Consider the following 16,503-nt stretch of genomic DNA (forward strand, 5'->3'; position numbering starts at 1 on the left):
TTTCTGGCGGCGCGAAGGCCGTCCGGTTTCAGGCGGCCTCATATCGTAACACGATATAAATCTTCAAGTGGTTTTCGATTCCTGCTCCGCGTCATTTTGGACAAGGAACGCGACGGCCTGTTGAGCTTTTACGGGAAAGGACCATAAGTCGGGGAATGACGCCGCCGAAACCACGTCCCGCGATCAGCCAGGCCGACTATCAGCGGCTGTCGCAGTTCCGTTATCTGATCCGCCGCTTTCTCGAATTCAGCCAGGTCCAGGCCAATGAAGCGGGCCTTACGCCGCGCCAGCACCAGGCGCTGCTGGCGATCAAGGGATTTCCAGGCGGCGGACCGGTGGCGGTGGGCGATCTTGCCGAGCGGCTGCGCATCCGCCACCACAGCGCCGTGGAACTGGTGAACCGCCTTGCCGAGGCAGGCCTGGTGATACGCGATCAGGACAAGAGCGATCACCGCCGCGTCTTGCTGCAGCTCACCCCTTTGGCCGACGATCGCCTGGCCGACTTGTCGGCCACGCATCTCGACGAGCTTTCCCGGATAGAGCCGATGCTGCGGCGTCTGCTCTCGCGCCAGGAAGAATCTTAGGCGCAGTGGCTGATTTCGCTACGTGTGACGTGAAGCTCAACCGCCGTCGAGCGACTTCAACAGATTGTCGATCGTGAACGGGTTGGCCTTTGGCTTCGCCGGCGCCGGGGTCGAACCGTCATTGACGCCGGGCAGCGACCGATCGGCCTTCGGCGTTTGCTCGGCCGCCTTGCGTGCTGCTTCCAGCTTCGCCTGCTCCGCCTTCTTGCGATCGGCCTCTGCCTGCGCCTTGGCCGCCTCGTCCGCGGCCCGCTGCTCGGCGTCGGCCTTCGCCTGCGCATCGGCCTGCGCCTTGGCGTCCGCTTCGGCCTGCGCCTTGGCGTCAGCTTCCGCCTTCGCCCTCGCCTCTTCGTCGGCCTTGGCTTTTGCCTCGGCTTCCGCCTGTGCCTGCGCTTCAGCCTCGGCTTTTGCCTTGGCTGCCGCCTCTGCCTTCTGCCGCGCCTCTTCCTCTTGCCGGCGCAACTCCTCGGCCGCCTTGTCGCGCTCCGTTTGCAGCGCCGCGTAATAGCGCACCTCGCGCCGCAGCCGCTGTTTTTCGAGCAGCACAGCCTGCATCGCCTCGACCCGCTGCTGCTCCTTCTCCAGCGCGCGCTGCGTCAGGAACTGAGCCAGCGGACCGCTGTCGAATTGGGGTGCGGTCGCCCCGAGCGGACCGGCCAGGCTGAAACTGACGGCCGGTTCGGAACCGACCAGCGCCTCGTCACCGGGGCGGTAGGCCAACGTCCCCTTTGCCGTGACGGTGCTCGTGTTGAGATCGGCGGTCACGTCGGCGGACAAGGTCGCTCCTGGATTGTCAAGGCTGATCGGCGGCGCCCGCAACGTGCCATTGGCGACGGTGAAGGCCACATCGGTGTCACCGGCGGCAAAGCTGCCGTCGCTTGCGATCTGTGGCGCGAACTCCGCCGTCTTGGCCGCGTCGATATCGCGTCCGATCGCATCGGCCTTGGCGAGGATGGCGGCAAAGCCGTCCGGATTGATACCGTCCACCTTCAATCCCTTCAGCGCCGCGGTTCCGGATCCGGACAGGGCCGCGATCATGGCATCGACCGATTTGCCGCTGGTCGACAGCGCGGCTGAAAGGTCGCCGCTGCCGCCGATGCCGGCGCCAGGCAGGATCGCAGAAAGATCGCTACCGGCGAGTCTCATCTGGCCGGAGAACAGGCCGGTGCCCTCCGTGTTCTTCAGGTCGAACAGGCCGGTCAAATCGCCGCCGTAAAGCTTCGCCTTGAGGTCCGAGACGTGGATGCCTTCGCGATCGAGCTTCAGCGAGAATGAAGCGTCATGCGCCGTGGCGAAGGACCCGACGGCGAGCGCCGATGTGTTGAGATCGACGTCTGCGTTGAACGGCAAGGTCGACTTCTGGCTGAACGGCGTCGGCGGCCATCCGCCTTTGGCGGGCGCGAAGGACTGGTCGCCGAACAGCGAGACCGCCAGCGGATCGAGGTCGAGCTCGTCGAGCGCCAGCGCTCCCGCAAGATGCGGCAGCCCGTCCTTGGCGTCGATGTTGACGTCGCCGGACACCGCCGCCTTGTTGATCGAACCGGTGAGGCCGCTCAGCACCAGCAGCCCATTGCCGAAATCGGCATCGGCCGCCAGCGACGCCGATGTTCCGGTTCCCATGCCGGGCAAGCCTACCCCCGTCGTCATCAGCCACGGCTCGATATCGGCGGCACTAAGATTGACCTTGCCTTTGGCGGTGGCGCCTTGCGCCGTCTCGGCGACGGTTCCGTCGAAGCTTGCCCTGAAGTCGTCGGCCGTCAGGTTGAAGCTGGTCGCGAGACCGCCGGCGACCGAGCCCTTCGCCGAGACCTCGGTGTTGGCGTGGCCGAGCATGCCGAGGGGAAGCGCCGGCAGGCCGTAAAGCGCAAGCAGCGTTGCGGCATTGTCATTGCGGGCGTTGAAGGTGATCGATACCGGCGCCTCGGAGAGCTTGTCCGCGGTTCCCTTGCCGGAAAGCGAGGCCGAGAAGGCCGAGCCGCCGGTCTTGCCCTGGGCTGAGAGTGCCAGGCCGGTGGTGCCGTCGCCATTGTCGGCGGCGCTGGTCAAGAGATCGATGCGCGCGTCCTGGAACAGTTCGGGATAGGCCGCCGCACGGCTGGCCAGGCCTTTGAGCACGCCATTGCCGGGATAGTGCTGGGCCGCGACATCGATCAGCGGCTTGAGGTCCACAGCCACCACGGAAGCGTTGAGCTTGCCTGTCGGGCTCTGCGGAAAATCCTTGATCCGGCCCGTGGCGCTGATCGAGGCGCCGGCCAGGCCGCCGATCGAGAGCCGGTCGATCTCGAGCAGACCCTCGCGCAGCCGCAGCGCCGTATCGACACTATCTGCGCTGAACCCGCCGGCGCTGACCGGACCCGCCTTGATCTGGAAATCGAGATCGCGATCCGAAAAGCGATTGGCGCCCTTGTCGCTGATGAAGATCGAGGCGAAGGCCGCGAGTCCGTCCAGGTCGATCTCGCCGCCCGTCAGCCGCATCAGCACCGATGGCCTGGCGCCGTCCGGCTGGCTGGACTCGATGCTGCCCGCAAATTTCGCCTTGCCGAGGATGAGTTCGAGATCGCTGAAGGACTGCCGGTTCTCACTGAGATCGACCTTGGCCTTGAAGCCTGCCGCGGGCAGTCGGCGGATCGCCTCGTCGACATCCTTCGACAGCCAGGCGGCAAAGCCGGAAGGCTGTCCGACGGCCAGCAGCAGCGAGCCGGTGAAGCCGAAATGGTCTTCGACGCTCAATAAGCCGTCGGCTTCGAGCGTCGTGCGGCCCGGCAGCGTCGCGGCAAGCGACTTGACAGACCAGCCCCCTTCGACCGGCTCGGCCGACAGCCGCACGTCGCGCACCGTCGTGTCGCCCGCTACCACCGCCGGCAGCCTTACCTCGACCGTGCCCGGTATCGTCGGCTTCGGCATGTGTTGCAGCGTCTGCTCCAATGCCGCGATGCGCTGGTCGAGCGTGAAGCCTGAGCCGGTGGCTCCGCCGAGAGCTTCGTCGAACTGCACCTGCGCCCCGCTGGCCTCGACCGAGAAATGCGGCTTCAGGCCGAGATCGACCGAGGCTTTGCCGTCGGCGGTATAGGGATTGTCGAGCGGCCCGGTCTCGAAGCGGAACTCGTCGACATTGAGCTTCTGGTGGTCGAGCGCGAATTGGCCGTTCAGCCGGAAACCTGGATCGGGCTTGCCGGTGCCGATCTTGACCGGCTCGCCATCGTTGCCGTGCAGCTCGACCGAATTCCTGTCGACACCGTTTTTGTCCGCGCCCGAGATCTTGAACTGGCCGGAATAGACCGCGGCGCCCTTGACGATGCCAGCATTGCCGTCGGCCTCGATCATCAGCGGATACGCATCGGGATCGGCTTTCAGCCTGAGCCGCATCTGGCCGTCCGGTTCCACTTTGCCGGTTGAAGCCGAGACGTCGGCGCGCAGGCCGTCGACGCGCAGCGTTCCGTCCATGCGCCATGGACCGGTGAGCGCCTTGGCCGAAATGGTAGAGTTGATCTCGGAGATCAGGTGGCTGCGTCCGCCGGCGGCGTGGCGAAGTTCGATCTGCCCCTCGGTTACCGACAGCTTCTCGATGGCGATCTGGCCGGGGTCGAAGGGTGTCGACGGCCGGAGCGTCCAGTCGACGGTACCGTCGCCCGCGATATTGATGATCGCCCTGGGATGCACCAGCCGCATGTCGAAGATCAGCACTTCGCCGCGCAGGAATGGCGCGAGCTCCGCATCCATGGAGAAGGTCTCGACCGTCATCGCAGGCTTGCCTTCCGGCCCGCCCGCGACCTCGACATTCGAGAAGGTCACCGACGGAAACGGCAGCAGCCGCGCGGTGGCATCGCCCTTCACCGTCACCTTTCGGCCGAGGATTGCGCTGGCCTCACGCTCGAAATCGCCCCGGTAACCCGTCCAGTCGATGAAATACGGCACCACCAGCGCCGCGCACAGCACCAGCACGAACAGGCCACCGAAGATCACGAACAGGCGGGCGAGCATCTGTTTCCCGGATTGAAAGTCAGCCGCACTCTACCCGCATCCGCGTGTCGATAAAGAGGCAATTCAGCGCCTGGCGCCGCCAATCTCTCCGGTTGCGCGACCGATCGCGCTCGCGATATCTCTTTTCCGGATTCCCGCCCTTCCGGTCACGTCCTTGGCCGCGACAATCTGAACCCAACACGGAGCGTTCCCGATGTCAGGCAAGAACTGGGACAGAGTGCCGATCGACGCGCAGAGCGTCGACGCTCCGTTGTCGACGGCTGCGATTTTCCTCGTCGTAACGGTCGGCAGTGACGAGGCAGCGCTTTCGAATGTCGCATCGGTGCTGGGCGAGCTCGACGATCTCGTCAAGAATGTCGGCTTCCGCGACCTGTCGGGCCGGCTGTCCTGCATCGCCGGCATCGGCGCCGGGCTCTGGAACCGTCTGTCGCCCGGCCGCCGGCCGCGCGAGTTGAAACCCTTCGCGCCGATCGAGGGAGCGGCGCATTCGGCGCCCTCGACGCCGGGCGATCTCCTGTTCCACATCCGCGCCGAGCGGCCCGACATGTGCTTCGAGCTCGAGCGCATCCTGCTGGACCGCCTTGCCGGCAGCGTGACCGTCGCCGACGAGGTCTCCGGCTTTCGCTATTTCGACGCGCGCGATCTCCTGGGCTTTGTCGACGGCACCGCCAATCCGACCGGCCTCGACCTGCCCGCCTCGGCCCAGATCGGCGACGAGGACGGCGATTTTGTCGGCGGCAGCTACGTCGTCGTGCAGAAATACCTGCACAACATGCCGGCTTGGAAAGAGACGCCGACGCATGTCCAGGAAGAGATCATCGGCCGCACCAAGATCGACAACATCGAGATCGATGACGACGACAAGCCGCGTAAATCGCACAAATCCCTAGCCACCATCGAGGACGACGCCGGCAATGAGTACGACATTTTGCGCGACAACATGCCGTTCGGCCGTCCGGGGCAGAACGAGTTCGGAACCTATTTCATCGGTTACACACGCTATCTCTGGGTGATCGAAAAAATGCTGCAGCGCATGTATGTCGGCGAGCCGCCCGGCGCGTACGACCGGCTGCTCGATTTTTCCACGCCGCATACCGGCACGACCTTCTTCGCGCCGACGCGGCCGATGCTGCAGAAGCTGGCCGAAGGCGTGGGAGGATAGCCGCCGGCCTGCGGATTAGCCCGCCGCCGGCAGGATCTTGCCAGGATTCATGATGTTGAGCGGATCGAGCGCCTGCTTGATCGTGCGCATGACATCGACGCCATGGCCGAGTTCATGGCGCAGGAAGCCGACCTTGCCTTGGCCTATGCCGTGCTCGCCGGTGCAGGTGCCTTCCATGGCGATGGCGCGCATGTTGAGCCGGGCGACGAATTTTTCGGCAAGCGCGATCTCGGCCGGGTTGTCGACATCCATCAGCACCAGCACATGGAAATTGCCGTCGCCGGCATGGCCGACGATCGGCGCGATAAGCCCCATCTCGGCAACGTCGGCTTCGGTCTCGGTGACGCATTCGGCGAGCCGCGAGATCGGCACGCAGACGTCCGTCGACAGCCCCTTGGCGCCGGGGCGCAGCGTTAGCGACGACCAATAGGCATCGTGCCGCGCCTTCCAGAGTTTTGTCCGCTCCTCCGCGACGCTGGTCCACAGGAACGGCCCCCCTCCATTCTCCTCGGCGATCATGCCGAAAGTTTCGGCCTGTTCGGCCACGCCCGCGTCGCTGCCGTGGAACTCGACGAACAGGCACGGGCTCTCAGGATAGTCGAGCTTGGAATAGTTCTTCATAGCCCGCATCTGCAGCGCGTTGACCAGCTCGATACGCGCCACCGGAATGCCCATCTGGATGGTCGCGATCACCGTGTTGCAGGCGGCCTCGAGGCTCGGAAACGGGCAGACGCCGCCGGAGATCGCTTGCGGAATGCCCTGGAGCCTGAGCGTCAGCGAGGTGATGACGCCGAGCGTGCCTTCCGAACCGACCAGAAGCCGCGTCAGGTCGTAGCCGGCCGAGCTTTTCTTCGCCCGGTTGCCGGTCGTCACCGTCTCGCCGTCGGCCATGACGGCGGTCAGCGACAGCACGTTTTCGCGCATCGTGCCGTAGCGCACCGCGTTGGTGCCGGAAGCCCTGGTCGCCGCCATGCCGCCTAGCGAGGCATTGGCGCCGGGATCGATCGGAAAGAACAGGCCGGTGTCGCGCAGGTGCCGGTTGAGGTCCTCGCGCGTCACCCCGGGCTCGACCGTGCAGTCGAGATCCTGCGGGTTGACGGCGAGTATCCGGTTCATGCGCGACGTATCGATGGAAATGCCGCCGCCCGGCGCATTGGTGTGGCCCTCGAGCGAGGAGCCGACGCCGAAGGCGATCACCGGCACGCGGTGGGCGGCGCAGGCGCGCACGATCTCCTGCACGTCCGCGGTCGTTTCGACGAAAGCCACGCCGTCCGGCGCCTGGGTCGGGATATAGGTGGTGGTGTGCGCGTGCTGGCCGCGTATCGCCTCGCCGGTCTGGAAGCGCTCGCCGAAGCGCTGCTTGAGAATGCCGAGCACCGCGGCGATGCCTTCCTCATTGCGTTCGACGGGGTTGAGGTCGCTCAAAGCCATGATTTCCTCCGCGAATGGACCAGTGGCCGCGCTTGTAGTGCAGCTATGAATGATGCCTAAAGCAATCCTAGGAAAAGTGCCAAGTGATTAGGCTCGGCGACTTCACCGTAGCCTTCCGTCCGCCCTGTCCAGCGACCATCGAGGAAAACCAAAATGACGATCCCCGCACCGATCATTTCCGGCCCAATGGCGATCGAGAAGGAATGGATCGACTATAACGGCCATCTCAACATGGCCTATTACAATGTACTGTTCGACCGCTGCTCGGACCAGGCGTTCGAGCTGATGGGCATGGGGCCGAACTACGCCAAGGAGCGGCGCCTCACTATCTACACGGCCGAAGTTCATGTCTGCTATGTGCAGGAGTTACACCTCGATCACAAGGTGAACGTCTCGTTCCAGCTGATCGACCATGACGAGAAGCGCCTACGCGCCTATCAGGAAATCCGTCATGTCGACGGCTGGCTGGCGGCGACGTCCGAATCGCTATCGCTGCATGTCGACATGGAGGGACCGAAGGTCGCTCCCTTCCCCGCCGACGTGATGGCCCAGGTCGAGGCCATGCGCGCCGCCCATGCGACGCTGCCGATGCCGGAGCGTGCCGGCCGCTCGATCGGCATCAAACGCAAGGGCGCTTGAAAACCCGCACGCCCGCGTTAACCTTACCAAGGTTTTAACGTGAACAAGTCATTTGAGTCCGTTGAACGACTCAGTGGCGCGTTCGAAAAACCGCCGTACCGGGTTTGCGTACGGGGGCGGCTGGCGGAATGCGGTACGAGGATAGTGCATGAAAACCGACATCAAGGTCGAAGTGGAGCGCCTGGCGGCCGATCCACGCATCACCGACTATGATTTCTGGCGATCGCTGAAGAACGTCAACAACGAGATCTTCCACATCGCCAACAACAACGAACCTATCCCGTTCGACATGATCCGCTGGCGCGCGATTCTGAAGCAGGCGCGCGTGAAGCGCGGCCATGCCTGAGCCCGTCACTTCTGCCTGAACCCGCCCAGCGGCGAGCGCGGTTCGACCGGTGACGACTGGATGATCGCGGTGTTGGTCATCGCATAGGGGATGATCCGGTCGATCACCCGCTCGAGCTCGCTCATCGAGCCGACATGGGCGAGCGCAATGAAGCAGTCCTCGCCGGTCACGCGGTCGCATTGCGCGATTTCCGGCAGCTCGCGAATTATGCCCGCCACCACGGAAAGCTGTCCCGGCACCGGCCTGATTCTCAGCCATGCCGACAGCTTCATGCCGAGAGCGGCCGGATTGATCCTGACCGTATAGGCCTCGATTACGCCGTTCTCCTGCAGCTTGCGGATACGCTCCGCCACGCTCGGCGCCGACAGCCCGACCGCGCGCGCGAGTTCCGCCGTGCTGATGCGCGCGTCCTTTTCCAGGAGCCGCAGGAGCTTCAGATCGATCGCGTCCAGATCGACATTTTCACTTCGAAGGTTTTTCAACCCGAACCTCTTCCATCACAAAGCGAAAGCGCCATCTAGCCATTCATTCCACGTATGATTGGCAGATTTCACCTGCGATAATGCTCGCATGAAAACGCAAACGCAAATTCCAACTGCAAACCGGGCCACCGGTGATACAGGTGCGCGCTCCGCCCTCACCCGCCCTACGACACTTGCTGGAATTGCCGAAGCGTTGCCGCCGCATGTCTGGTTCTGCTTCAGCGCCGTGTTCCATTATCTCGGGCCGGCCTTCGCCGTGCTGCTTTTCGCTCAGGTCGGCGTGCTCGGCATGGCTTGGCTGCGCATCGCCACCGCCGCCCTCGTCTTCGCCCCCCTGACCAGGCCCTGGCGCGTTTTCGCCCGCACCGATCGCGCTCAGCGGCTCCTGTTGCTGGCCTTCGGCGCCTGCCTGGCGGTGATGAACTGCTCGTTCTACCTGGCGCTCGACCGGCTGCCGATCTCGCTGGTGGCGGCGATCGAATTCGTCGGCACGATCGCGATCGCGCTGGTTGGCCTGCGCAGCCGGCGCAACTTTGCGGCGTTCGCTGTTGCCGTTGTCGGCACCTTGCTTCTCATCGACGTGAAATGGTTGAGCGATCCCATCGGCTTGTCCTGGGCATTTTTGAATGGCGCCCTCTTCGTCGGCTACATCGTGATCGGACACCGCGTCGCCCAGGCCGGCGTCGGCATTGCGGGCCTCGGCGCTGCCATGGCGGTCGCGTTCCTCGTCGTGTTGCCCATCGGCTTTCGCGAGGCGCTGCCCGCCTTCTCGTCGCCGCAACTGCTCGCCGCTGCGATCGGCGTCGGCGTCTGCTCCTCAGTCATCCCCTATATCTGCGACCAGCTCGCCATGGCGAGATTGCCGCGCGCGAGCTTCGCGTTGATGCTCTCGCTCCTGCCGCTCACGGCGACCCTGATCGGCGTCATCGTGCTGCGCCAAGTACCGAGCGTCACCGACTGCATCGGCGTTGCGCTGGTCATCGCTGGCGTCGCCTTCCACAAGCCGGTGCAGGAATGATCTGCCGACGGCTGTGGTGGGGCCGTTTGCAGGCCGGGCTCACCTGAATATCGATACGCCTTAGGCCAGTTTCTCCTTCAGGAAAGCGACCGTCCGGCCCCAGGCGAGATCGGCGGCCTTCTTGTCATAGCGTGCGGCCGAGGTGTCGTTGTTGAAGGCGTGGTTGGCGCCGTCATAGACATAGACCTTGTATTCGACATGGGCAGCGTCGAGCGCCTTTTTGTAGGCGTCGATGCCGGCGTTGGTGCGTTCGTCCAGCCCGGCATAGTGGAGCAGCAGCGGCACCTTGATCTTCGCGGCGTCCTCGGCCTTAGGCTGCATGCCGTAATAGGCGACGCCGGCGCTGAGGTCGGGCGCATGGACGGCGAGTTGGTTCACCGCCCCGCCGCCCCAGCAGAAGCCAACCGCCCCGACCTTGCCGTTGCCGTCCTTGACGCCCTTGAGATAGGCGATCGTCGCCACGCCGTCGGCGGCGACTCGGGTCGCGTCGAGCTGGGTGAACATGTCGCGCGCCTTGTCCTCGTCGGAGGGCGTTCCGCCAAGCGGCGACAGGAAGTCCGGTGCCAATGTGACGAACCCCTCCAGCGCCACGCGCCGGGCGACATCACGGATATGCGGGTTCAGCCCCCGGTTCTCGTGGATGACGATGACGGCGCCGGGCTTGCCCTGCTGATCGGCCGGCTTGACCAGATAGCCCTTCATGTCGCCACTTGAGCCGGGATAGGTGATGTCCTCGCCCTTAACGCGGCTGTCGTCCTCGGCGACGATCGCCGCCTGGGCGGAGTTGGCCGCCAGCATCGGCGCGATCGCAGCCGCCGCGGCGCCCGAGCCCGCCAGCTTCGTCAACTGCTCCATGAAGCGGCGGCGGTCGAGCGTCAGATGCGTGTATTCGTCATAGGCATCGATCATCGCCTGCGTGATGACAGGCTGCGTGACGACGGGCTTTGCGACGGGGCTGGTCATGATTGTCCTCGACGGTTGGCGGGGTGAACCGCAAGATAGGGTCGAGTATCGCACGGTCCAGTCACGCTCCGGTGACGACCCGGCGGAGGAGCCCTGGTGCAGCCACCTCGCCGTCGCGCCGACAAGCCAGCTCGATTCATCACATTTTGGTCATTTCCGAAAGGCTTGATGGTGCTGTCACATCAGGGCGCGAAGTTGCCTCAGCCGCCCTACCGATACGAATGACGAAAAAGGGGAATGCCATGAATGTCCAGGATATCATCAACACCGTTTCTTCTAAGGCCGGCCTCGACGAGCCGACCACCGAGAAGGTTGTCGGTACCATTTTTTCCGTGCTCGAGCACGAGGCGGAAGGTACGAGCGTTTCGTCTTTCTTCGCCCAGATTCCCGGCGCCGATGCGCTGGCCCAGAAATATGACGTGATGGCCGCCGGCGCGGCGGCCAATTCGGGCGGCGGACTTCTGTCGTCGCTGCAGGGCGCGCTTGGCGGCGTGCTCGGCGAAAAGGCCGGCGCGCTGATCAACGGCGTTGCTGCCCTCAAGGCGTCCGGCCTCGACATGGCGCAGATCCGTCAGGCCGGCGAGACCTTGATCAAGCAGGCCGAGGCGGCCGCGGGCCCTGATCTGACCAACCAGGTGCTGGACCAGGTGCCCGGCTTGCGGGGTCATCTCGGACTTTGATGCCCTACGCCGCTCTGTCTTATTTCGGCAGCGTGTAGGCCATCACATAATCACCCGGCTTGGTGCCGACCGAGCCGTGGCCGCCGGCGACGATGACGACGAACTGGCGGCCGTCGGCCGCGGTATAGGTCATCGGCGTCGACTGGCCGCCTGCGGGCAGCCTCGCCTGCCAGAGCTGCCTGCCGTTGGTGAGGTCGTAAGCGCGCAGATAATCGTCGACCGCCGCGCCCAGGAAAGCGACGCCGCCCGCCGTGATCATCGGTCCGCCTATGCCTGGAACGCCGACCTTGAAGGGCAAGGGCAGCGGCGTCATGTCGTAAACGGTGCCGTTGCGGTGCTTGTAGGCGATGTTTCCGGTCTTGAGGTCGACGCCGGCGACATAGCCCCAAGGCGGCCCCTGGCAGGGAATGCCGAGCGGCGACAGGAATGGTCCCATCACCACCGCATAAGGCGCGCCTTCGTTGCGGTTCAGCCCCTGCTCGCTGCCCTTGGTATCGCCCGGCGGCGGCACGTCCGCGCGCGGGATGAGCTTGGAGGTGAAGGCGAGATAGGTCGGCATGCCGAACATCACCTGCCGCACCGGATCGACCGCGACGCCGCCCCAGTTGAAGACGCCGAAATTGCCGGGATAGACCAGCGAGCCCTGCAGCGAGGGCGGCGTGTAGCGGCCCTCATAGCGCAGCTTCTTCAGTTCAATCCGGCACGCCAGCTGGTCGAACATGGTGATGCCCCACATGTCGGCGCCGGTCAGCGGCTTCGGATTGAAGGACAGGTCCGAGGCCGGTTGCGTCGGCGAGGCGTGATCGCCCTCGAGCGCGCCGCCGGGTGCCGGCACGTCCTTAACCGGAATGATCGGCTCGCCGGTGCGGCGGTCGAGCACGTAGAGATCGCCTTGCTTGGTCGGCCCGACCAGCGCCGGCACGACGCCGTTCGCCGTGGTGATGTCGACCAGCGACGGTTGCGCCGGCACGTCCATATCCCACAGATCGTGATGCACGGTCTGCCGCACCCAGCGCAATTGCCCAGTGTTGAGGTCGAGCGCGGTGATCGAGGAGGAGAATTTCTCGACATTGGCGCTGCGGCCCATGCCGAGCTGGTCCGGCGTCTGGTTCCCGAGCGGCACATAGATGAGCCCGAGCTTCTCGTCGGCGCTCGCGGTCGACCACATGTTGGGCGAGTTGTGGGTGTAGGTCTGCCCGGCGGGCAGCGGCGTCGACACATCCGGATTGCCGGAATCCCAGTTCCACAACAGCGCGCCGGTGTCGACGTCGAAGGCGCGGATGACGCCGGACGGCTCCTCGGTCGAGTAATTGTCGTTGACCGCGCCGCCGACGATGATCTTGCCGCCGACGATCAGCGGCGCCGATGTCGAATAATAATAGCCCGACTTCGGATAGGGCATGTTGGCCATAAGGTTCAGCGTGCCGCCTTCGGCGAAGGACGGACACACCTGCCCGTTCGCGGCGTCGAGCGCGATCAGCCGGGCGTCCGACGTCGGCAGGTAGATGCGCGCGGCGCAAGGCTGGCCGGCAGCGATCTTGGCGTCGGCATAATAGGACACGCCCCGGCAGGTCTGGTGCTGGCGGTTGGGGTCGAGCTTGATCTTCGGGTCGTAGCGCCACTTCTCCTTGCCGCTCGCGGCATCGATGGCGATGGCGAAATTATGCGGCGTGCAGATGAACAGCGCGTCGCCGATCTTCAGCGGGGTCACCTGATAGGTCGTCTCGCCGATATCGTCGGGGCCCTTCACGTCGCCGGTGCGGTAGGTCCAGGCCGGCTGCAGCTTGGCGACATTGTCGGGCGTGATCTGGTCGAGCGGCGAATAGCGCTGGCCGAAAGGGGTGCGGCCGTAGAAGTGCCACTCACCGGCCGGCATGTCGCCGCCGAGATTGGCCGCCGCCGCCACCTTTTCGGTGCCGAGCGTGCCGCCAATGTCGTAAGGATCGGCGGTCATCGAATAGCCGGCGACCGCAAGCGAGGCGAGCACGGCCAGGATCAGCAGCGCGCGTCCGTCCGGCCCGCGCAGACCTTGCCTTGCCCATGGCGTCAAAAGCCACAAGGCGACGAGCACGATGACGCCGCCGCGCGGACCGAGCTGCCACCAGTCGAAGCCGATTTCCCAGACCGCCCAGCATAGCGTGGCCAGCACGAACAGCGCGTAGAGCCAGAGCGAGGTCGACCTGCGCCTGAAAAGCAGCCAGGCGGTGATCAGGAAGACCAGGCCGGCGATCAGGTAATACCAACTGCCGCCCAGCGCGATGAGCCAGACACCGCCGCCGCCGAGAATGAGACCGATGAGGAAGAGGACAAGGGAGGTGATGGTGACAGCCAAGACGGTGCTCCTTCGACTGTTGCGCCTTTGCGGCCGCTCTCAGGCGACGGCGAGCCGTCCCTGCCCTGCCGGCAGCTTTCCCTCACCCGCTCCGGCTGTCAAGTTGGGGCCAGACACGCGAAACTAGAACAAAACGTAGACAGTTCTGGTCTTTCGCTCCCGAATCACTACATTCGGGGTCGATGTCGGGCTTTTCCGAAGACATGCCTTTTTTCGATGAACCGAATGCGCGGCCCGCTGCGGCCCCATCCGGCATAGCCGCGCGCGCCATGGCGGCGCGCAGCGGGCAGAACGGCGTGCCCGATTATCTCAAGGGCCTGAACCCGGAGCAGCGGCTCGCGGTCGAGACGACCGAAGGCCCGGTTCTGGTGCTGGCCGGCGCAGGCACCGGCAAGACGCGGGTGCTCACCACCCGCATCGCCCACATCCTTGCCACCGGCAGGGCCTTCCCCTCGCAGATCCTGGCCGTCACCTTCACCAACAAGGCCGCGCGCGAAATGAAGCAGCGCATCGGCATCCTGATCGGTGAAGGCAATGTCGAGGGCATGCCCTGGCTCGGCACCTTCCACTCGATCGGCGTGAAGTTGCTTCGCCGCCACGCCGAGCTGGCCGGGCTGAAGTCGGATTTCACCATTCTCGACACCGACGACGTGGTGCGGCTGATCAAGCAGCTGATCCAGGCCGAAGGGCTGGACGACAAGCGCTGGCCGGCCAAGACCTTCGCCCAGATGCTCGACAACTGGAAGAACAAGGGCCTTGGCCCCGACGAAATCGCGGAAGGCGATGCGCGCAGCTTCGGCAACGGCAAGGGCCGCCAGCTCTACAAGGCCTACCAGGAACGGCTGCAGACGCTGAACTCCTGCGACTTCGGTGACCTGCTCTACCATCCGATCCGCATCTTCCGCGCCTATCCGGACGTGCTGAAGGAATACCACCGCAAGTTCAAATACATACTGGTCGACGAATACCAGGACACCAACACCGCGCAGTATATGTGGCTGCGGCTTCTGGCGCAGAGGCCGCAATCCTCCCCCCTTGAGGGGGAGGTGCCCGCGAAGCGGGCGGAGGGGGTCGCCGCAGAAGGCACCGCCCAGTCATCGAACTCCACGGCGTCGAGCACTGCCGCGAGGACCCCACCCGACCGGGCTTCGCCCGGCCACCCTCCCCTCAAGGGGGAGGGAAACCGGCGCTCGTCCCCCATCAACATCTGCTGCGTCGGCGACGACGACCAGTCGATCTATGGCTGGCGCGGCGCCGAGGTCGACAACATCCTGCGCTTCGACAAGGATTTCCCCGGGGCCACCATCATTCGGCTGGAACGCAACTATCGCTCCACCGCGCATATATTGGGCGCCGCCTCCCACCTCATCGCCCACAATGAGGGCCGCTTCGGCAAGACGCTGTTCACCGACCGCGATGACCCCGAGGACGACAAGGTTCACGTCCACGCCGCCTGGGACTCGGAGGAAGAGGCCAGGGCCATCGGCGACGCGATCGAGGCTTACCAGCGGCAGAAGCATAATCTCAACGACATGGCGATCCTGGTGCGCGCCTCCTTCCAGATGCGCGCATTCGAAGACCGCTTCATCACGCTGGGCTTGAACTACCGCGTCATCGGCGGCCCGCGCTTCTACGAGCGCCTGGAAATCCGCGACGCGCTTGCCTTCTTCCGTGTCGTCGCCAATGGCGGAGACGACCTCGCCTTCGAACGCATCGTCAACGTGCCGAAGCGCGGGCTTGGCGAAGCCACCATCCGCCAGATCCACGACACGGCGCGGGCCATGCGCATCCCGATGCTGGAAGCGGCCGCGACGCTTGCCGAAAGCGACGAGCTGAAGCCGAAGCCGCGCGCCGCATTGCGTGAGGTCGCGGCCAATTTCGAGCGCTGGCAGAAGGCGCTGGAAAGCACCCCGCACACCGAACTCGCCGAGACCATTCTCGAGGAGAGTGGCTACACTGATATGTGGAAGAACGACCGTTCGGCGGAGGCGCCCGGGCGGCTGGAAAACCTCAAGGAGCTGATCCGCTCCATGGAGGAGTACGAATCGCTGCGCGCCTTCCTCGAGCATGTCGCGCTGGTGATGGAAGCCGAGCAGGGCGAATCGCAAGATGCGGTCTCGATCATGACGCTGCATTCGGCCAAGGGTCTCGAATTCGAGACCGTCTTCCTGCCCGGCTGGGAGGAAGGCCTGTTCCCGCATCAGCGGGCGCTGGACGAAGGCGGCCGTTCCGGCCTAGAGGAAGAGCGCCGGCTCGCCTATGTCGGCCTGACGCGGGCGAAGAAAAACCTGCATATCTGGTTCGTCTCCAACCGCCAGATTCACGGCCTGTGGCAATCGACCATTCCGTCGCGCTTCGTCGACGAATTGCCCGAAACCCATATCGATATCGCCGACAGCGGCAACAGCTACGGCGGCTACGGCAATCCCTATGGCGGCGGATCATTCGCCTCAGGCCGCGGCGGCGGCCGGCAGAACCCCTACGGCGCCTCGCGCTTCGACAATATCGGCGCCAAGGACCAGGGCAGCTTCTCCAACACCTATGCTACGCCCGGCTGGCAGCGCGCGCAGGCGAACCGCACCGAGGCGACCGACCGCAACTGGGGCACGCGTTCGGGCCATCAGGTCGAGCGCATCGGCTATGGCGAGACCGATAGCGGCTATGGGGCCGGCCGCACCAGCGTGAAAGGCCGCACCATCGAGGGCGAGCTGGTCGCCAAATCCGTTGCCGACACGCCATCCGCCTTCAATGTCGGCGACCGCGTCTTCCACCAGAAATTCGGCAACGGCAACATCGCCGCCATCGACGGCAACAAGCTCACCATCGACTTCGACAAGGCCGGCCAGAAACGCGTGCTGGACGGGTTTGTCGCGCCGGTTTAACCG

At 64.8% G+C, this 16,503-nt stretch carries 12 protein-coding genes; 7 read left to right on the top strand and 5 right to left on the bottom strand.

Annotated elements, in window-relative coordinates:
- Positions 1-155: 155 nt before the first annotated feature.
- The gene (locus O7A05_RS04775) at positions 156-584 is read left to right on the top strand and encodes a MarR family winged helix-turn-helix transcriptional regulator (RefSeq protein WP_224516360.1); all 429 of its coding nucleotides are present in this window, start codon (positions 156-158) and stop codon (positions 582-584) included.
- 36 nt (positions 585-620) lie between these two features.
- Here the strand turns inward: O7A05_RS04775 and O7A05_RS04780 are convergent, their stop codons facing one another.
- Complete coding sequence (locus tag O7A05_RS04780; protein ID WP_337091813.1) at positions 621-4,565, bottom strand: AsmA family protein; 3,945 nt, start codon at positions 4,563-4,565, stop codon at positions 621-623.
- A 193-nt stretch (positions 4,566-4,758) separates the two neighbouring features.
- Here O7A05_RS04780 and O7A05_RS04785 point away from each other — a divergent pair, with 193 nt between their 5' ends.
- Positions 4,759-5,727 carry a Dyp-type peroxidase gene (locus O7A05_RS04785; RefSeq protein WP_337091815.1) on the top strand — a complete coding sequence of 323 codons (969 nt, stop codon included), beginning with the start codon at positions 4,759-4,761 and terminating at the stop codon, positions 5,725-5,727.
- A gap of 15 nt (positions 5,728-5,742) precedes the next feature.
- On the opposite strand, the gene O7A05_RS04790 is transcribed toward O7A05_RS04785, so the two are convergent.
- Complete coding sequence (locus tag O7A05_RS04790; protein WP_337091817.1) at positions 5,743-7,158, bottom strand: FAD-binding oxidoreductase; 1,416 nt, start codon at positions 7,156-7,158, stop codon at positions 5,743-5,745.
- 153 nt (positions 7,159-7,311) lie between these two features.
- Between O7A05_RS04790 and O7A05_RS04795 the strand changes: the two genes are divergently transcribed.
- Together O7A05_RS04795 and O7A05_RS04800 are read left to right on the top strand one after the other, a co-directional pair.
- Positions 7,312-7,797 carry a thioesterase family protein gene (locus tag O7A05_RS04795; RefSeq protein ID WP_337091819.1) on the top strand — a complete coding sequence of 162 codons (486 nt, stop codon included), beginning with the start codon at positions 7,312-7,314 and terminating at the stop codon, positions 7,795-7,797.
- Between the two features lie 148 nt (positions 7,798-7,945).
- Positions 7,946-8,143, top strand: coding sequence for a hypothetical protein (locus O7A05_RS04800; protein WP_224516364.1), 198 nt, complete (start codon positions 7,946-7,948; stop codon positions 8,141-8,143).
- A 5-nt stretch (positions 8,144-8,148) separates the two neighbouring features.
- Here the strand turns inward: O7A05_RS04800 and O7A05_RS04805 are convergent, their stop codons facing one another.
- Positions 8,149-8,625, bottom strand: coding sequence for an Lrp/AsnC family transcriptional regulator (locus O7A05_RS04805; protein ID WP_337091821.1), 477 nt, complete (start codon positions 8,623-8,625; stop codon positions 8,149-8,151).
- An 88-nt stretch (positions 8,626-8,713) separates the two neighbouring features.
- On the opposite strand from O7A05_RS04805, the gene O7A05_RS04810 reads away from it, so the two are divergent.
- On the top strand, positions 8,714-9,643 hold the full coding sequence (locus tag O7A05_RS04810; protein ID WP_337091822.1) for an EamA family transporter: 930 nt from the start codon (positions 8,714-8,716) through the stop codon (positions 9,641-9,643).
- Between the two features lie 60 nt (positions 9,644-9,703).
- Here the strand turns inward: O7A05_RS04810 and O7A05_RS04815 are convergent, their stop codons facing one another.
- Entirely contained in the window at positions 9,704-10,606 is a 903-nt protein-coding gene (locus O7A05_RS04815; protein ID WP_337091824.1) for a dienelactone hydrolase family protein, read from the bottom strand.
- A gap of 242 nt (positions 10,607-10,848) precedes the next feature.
- On the opposite strand from O7A05_RS04815, the gene O7A05_RS04820 reads away from it, so the two are divergent.
- Positions 10,849-11,286, top strand: coding sequence for a hypothetical protein (locus O7A05_RS04820; protein WP_337091825.1), 438 nt, complete (start codon positions 10,849-10,851; stop codon positions 11,284-11,286).
- Positions 11,287-11,305: 19 nt separating this feature from the next.
- Here the strand turns inward: O7A05_RS04820 and O7A05_RS04825 are convergent, their stop codons facing one another.
- On the bottom strand, positions 11,306-13,618 hold the full coding sequence (locus O7A05_RS04825) for a glucose/quinate/shikimate family membrane-bound PQQ-dependent dehydrogenase (protein WP_337091827.1): 2,313 nt from the start codon (positions 13,616-13,618) through the stop codon (positions 11,306-11,308).
- 182 nt (positions 13,619-13,800) lie between these two features.
- On the opposite strand from O7A05_RS04825, the gene O7A05_RS04830 reads away from it, so the two are divergent.
- Positions 13,801-16,500 carry an ATP-dependent helicase gene (locus O7A05_RS04830; RefSeq protein WP_337091829.1) on the top strand — a complete coding sequence of 900 codons (2,700 nt, stop codon included), beginning with the start codon at positions 13,801-13,803 and terminating at the stop codon, positions 16,498-16,500.
- The last annotated feature ends 3 nt before the right edge of the window (positions 16,501-16,503 follow it).

The organism is Mesorhizobium argentiipisi (SeqCode) (genome assembly GCF_037179585.1).
In the GTDB taxonomy this organism is placed as follows: Bacteria; Pseudomonadota; Alphaproteobacteria; order Rhizobiales; family Rhizobiaceae; genus Mesorhizobium; species Mesorhizobium argentiipisi.

Excerpts from the sequence above, each read along its gene's own strand:
- O7A05_RS04780 (WP_337091813.1), bottom strand. The coding sequence starts at position 4,565 with ATGCTCGCCCGCCTGTTCGTGATCTTCGGTGGCCTGTTCGTGCTGGTG.
- O7A05_RS04820 (WP_337091825.1), top strand. The coding sequence starts at position 10,849 with ATGAATGTCCAGGATATCATCAACACCGTTTCTTCTAAGGCCGGCCTC.
- O7A05_RS04830 (WP_337091829.1), top strand. The coding sequence starts at position 13,801 with ATGTCGGGCTTTTCCGAAGACATGCCTTTTTTCGATGAACCGAATGCG.
- O7A05_RS04810 (WP_337091822.1), top strand. The coding sequence starts at position 8,714 with ATGAAAACGCAAACGCAAATTCCAACTGCAAACCGGGCCACCGGTGAT.
- O7A05_RS04775 (WP_224516360.1), top strand. The coding sequence starts at position 156 with ATGACGCCGCCGAAACCACGTCCCGCGATCAGCCAGGCCGACTATCAG.
- O7A05_RS04800 (WP_224516364.1), top strand. The coding sequence starts at position 7,946 with ATGAAAACCGACATCAAGGTCGAAGTGGAGCGCCTGGCGGCCGATCCA.
- O7A05_RS04815 (WP_337091824.1), bottom strand. The coding sequence starts at position 10,606 with ATGACCAGCCCCGTCGCAAAGCCCGTCGTCACGCAGCCTGTCATCACG.
- O7A05_RS04790 (WP_337091817.1), bottom strand. The coding sequence starts at position 7,158 with ATGGCTTTGAGCGACCTCAACCCCGTCGAACGCAATGAGGAAGGCATC.
- O7A05_RS04795 (WP_337091819.1), top strand. The coding sequence starts at position 7,312 with ATGACGATCCCCGCACCGATCATTTCCGGCCCAATGGCGATCGAGAAG.
- O7A05_RS04785 (WP_337091815.1), top strand. The coding sequence starts at position 4,759 with ATGTCAGGCAAGAACTGGGACAGAGTGCCGATCGACGCGCAGAGCGTC.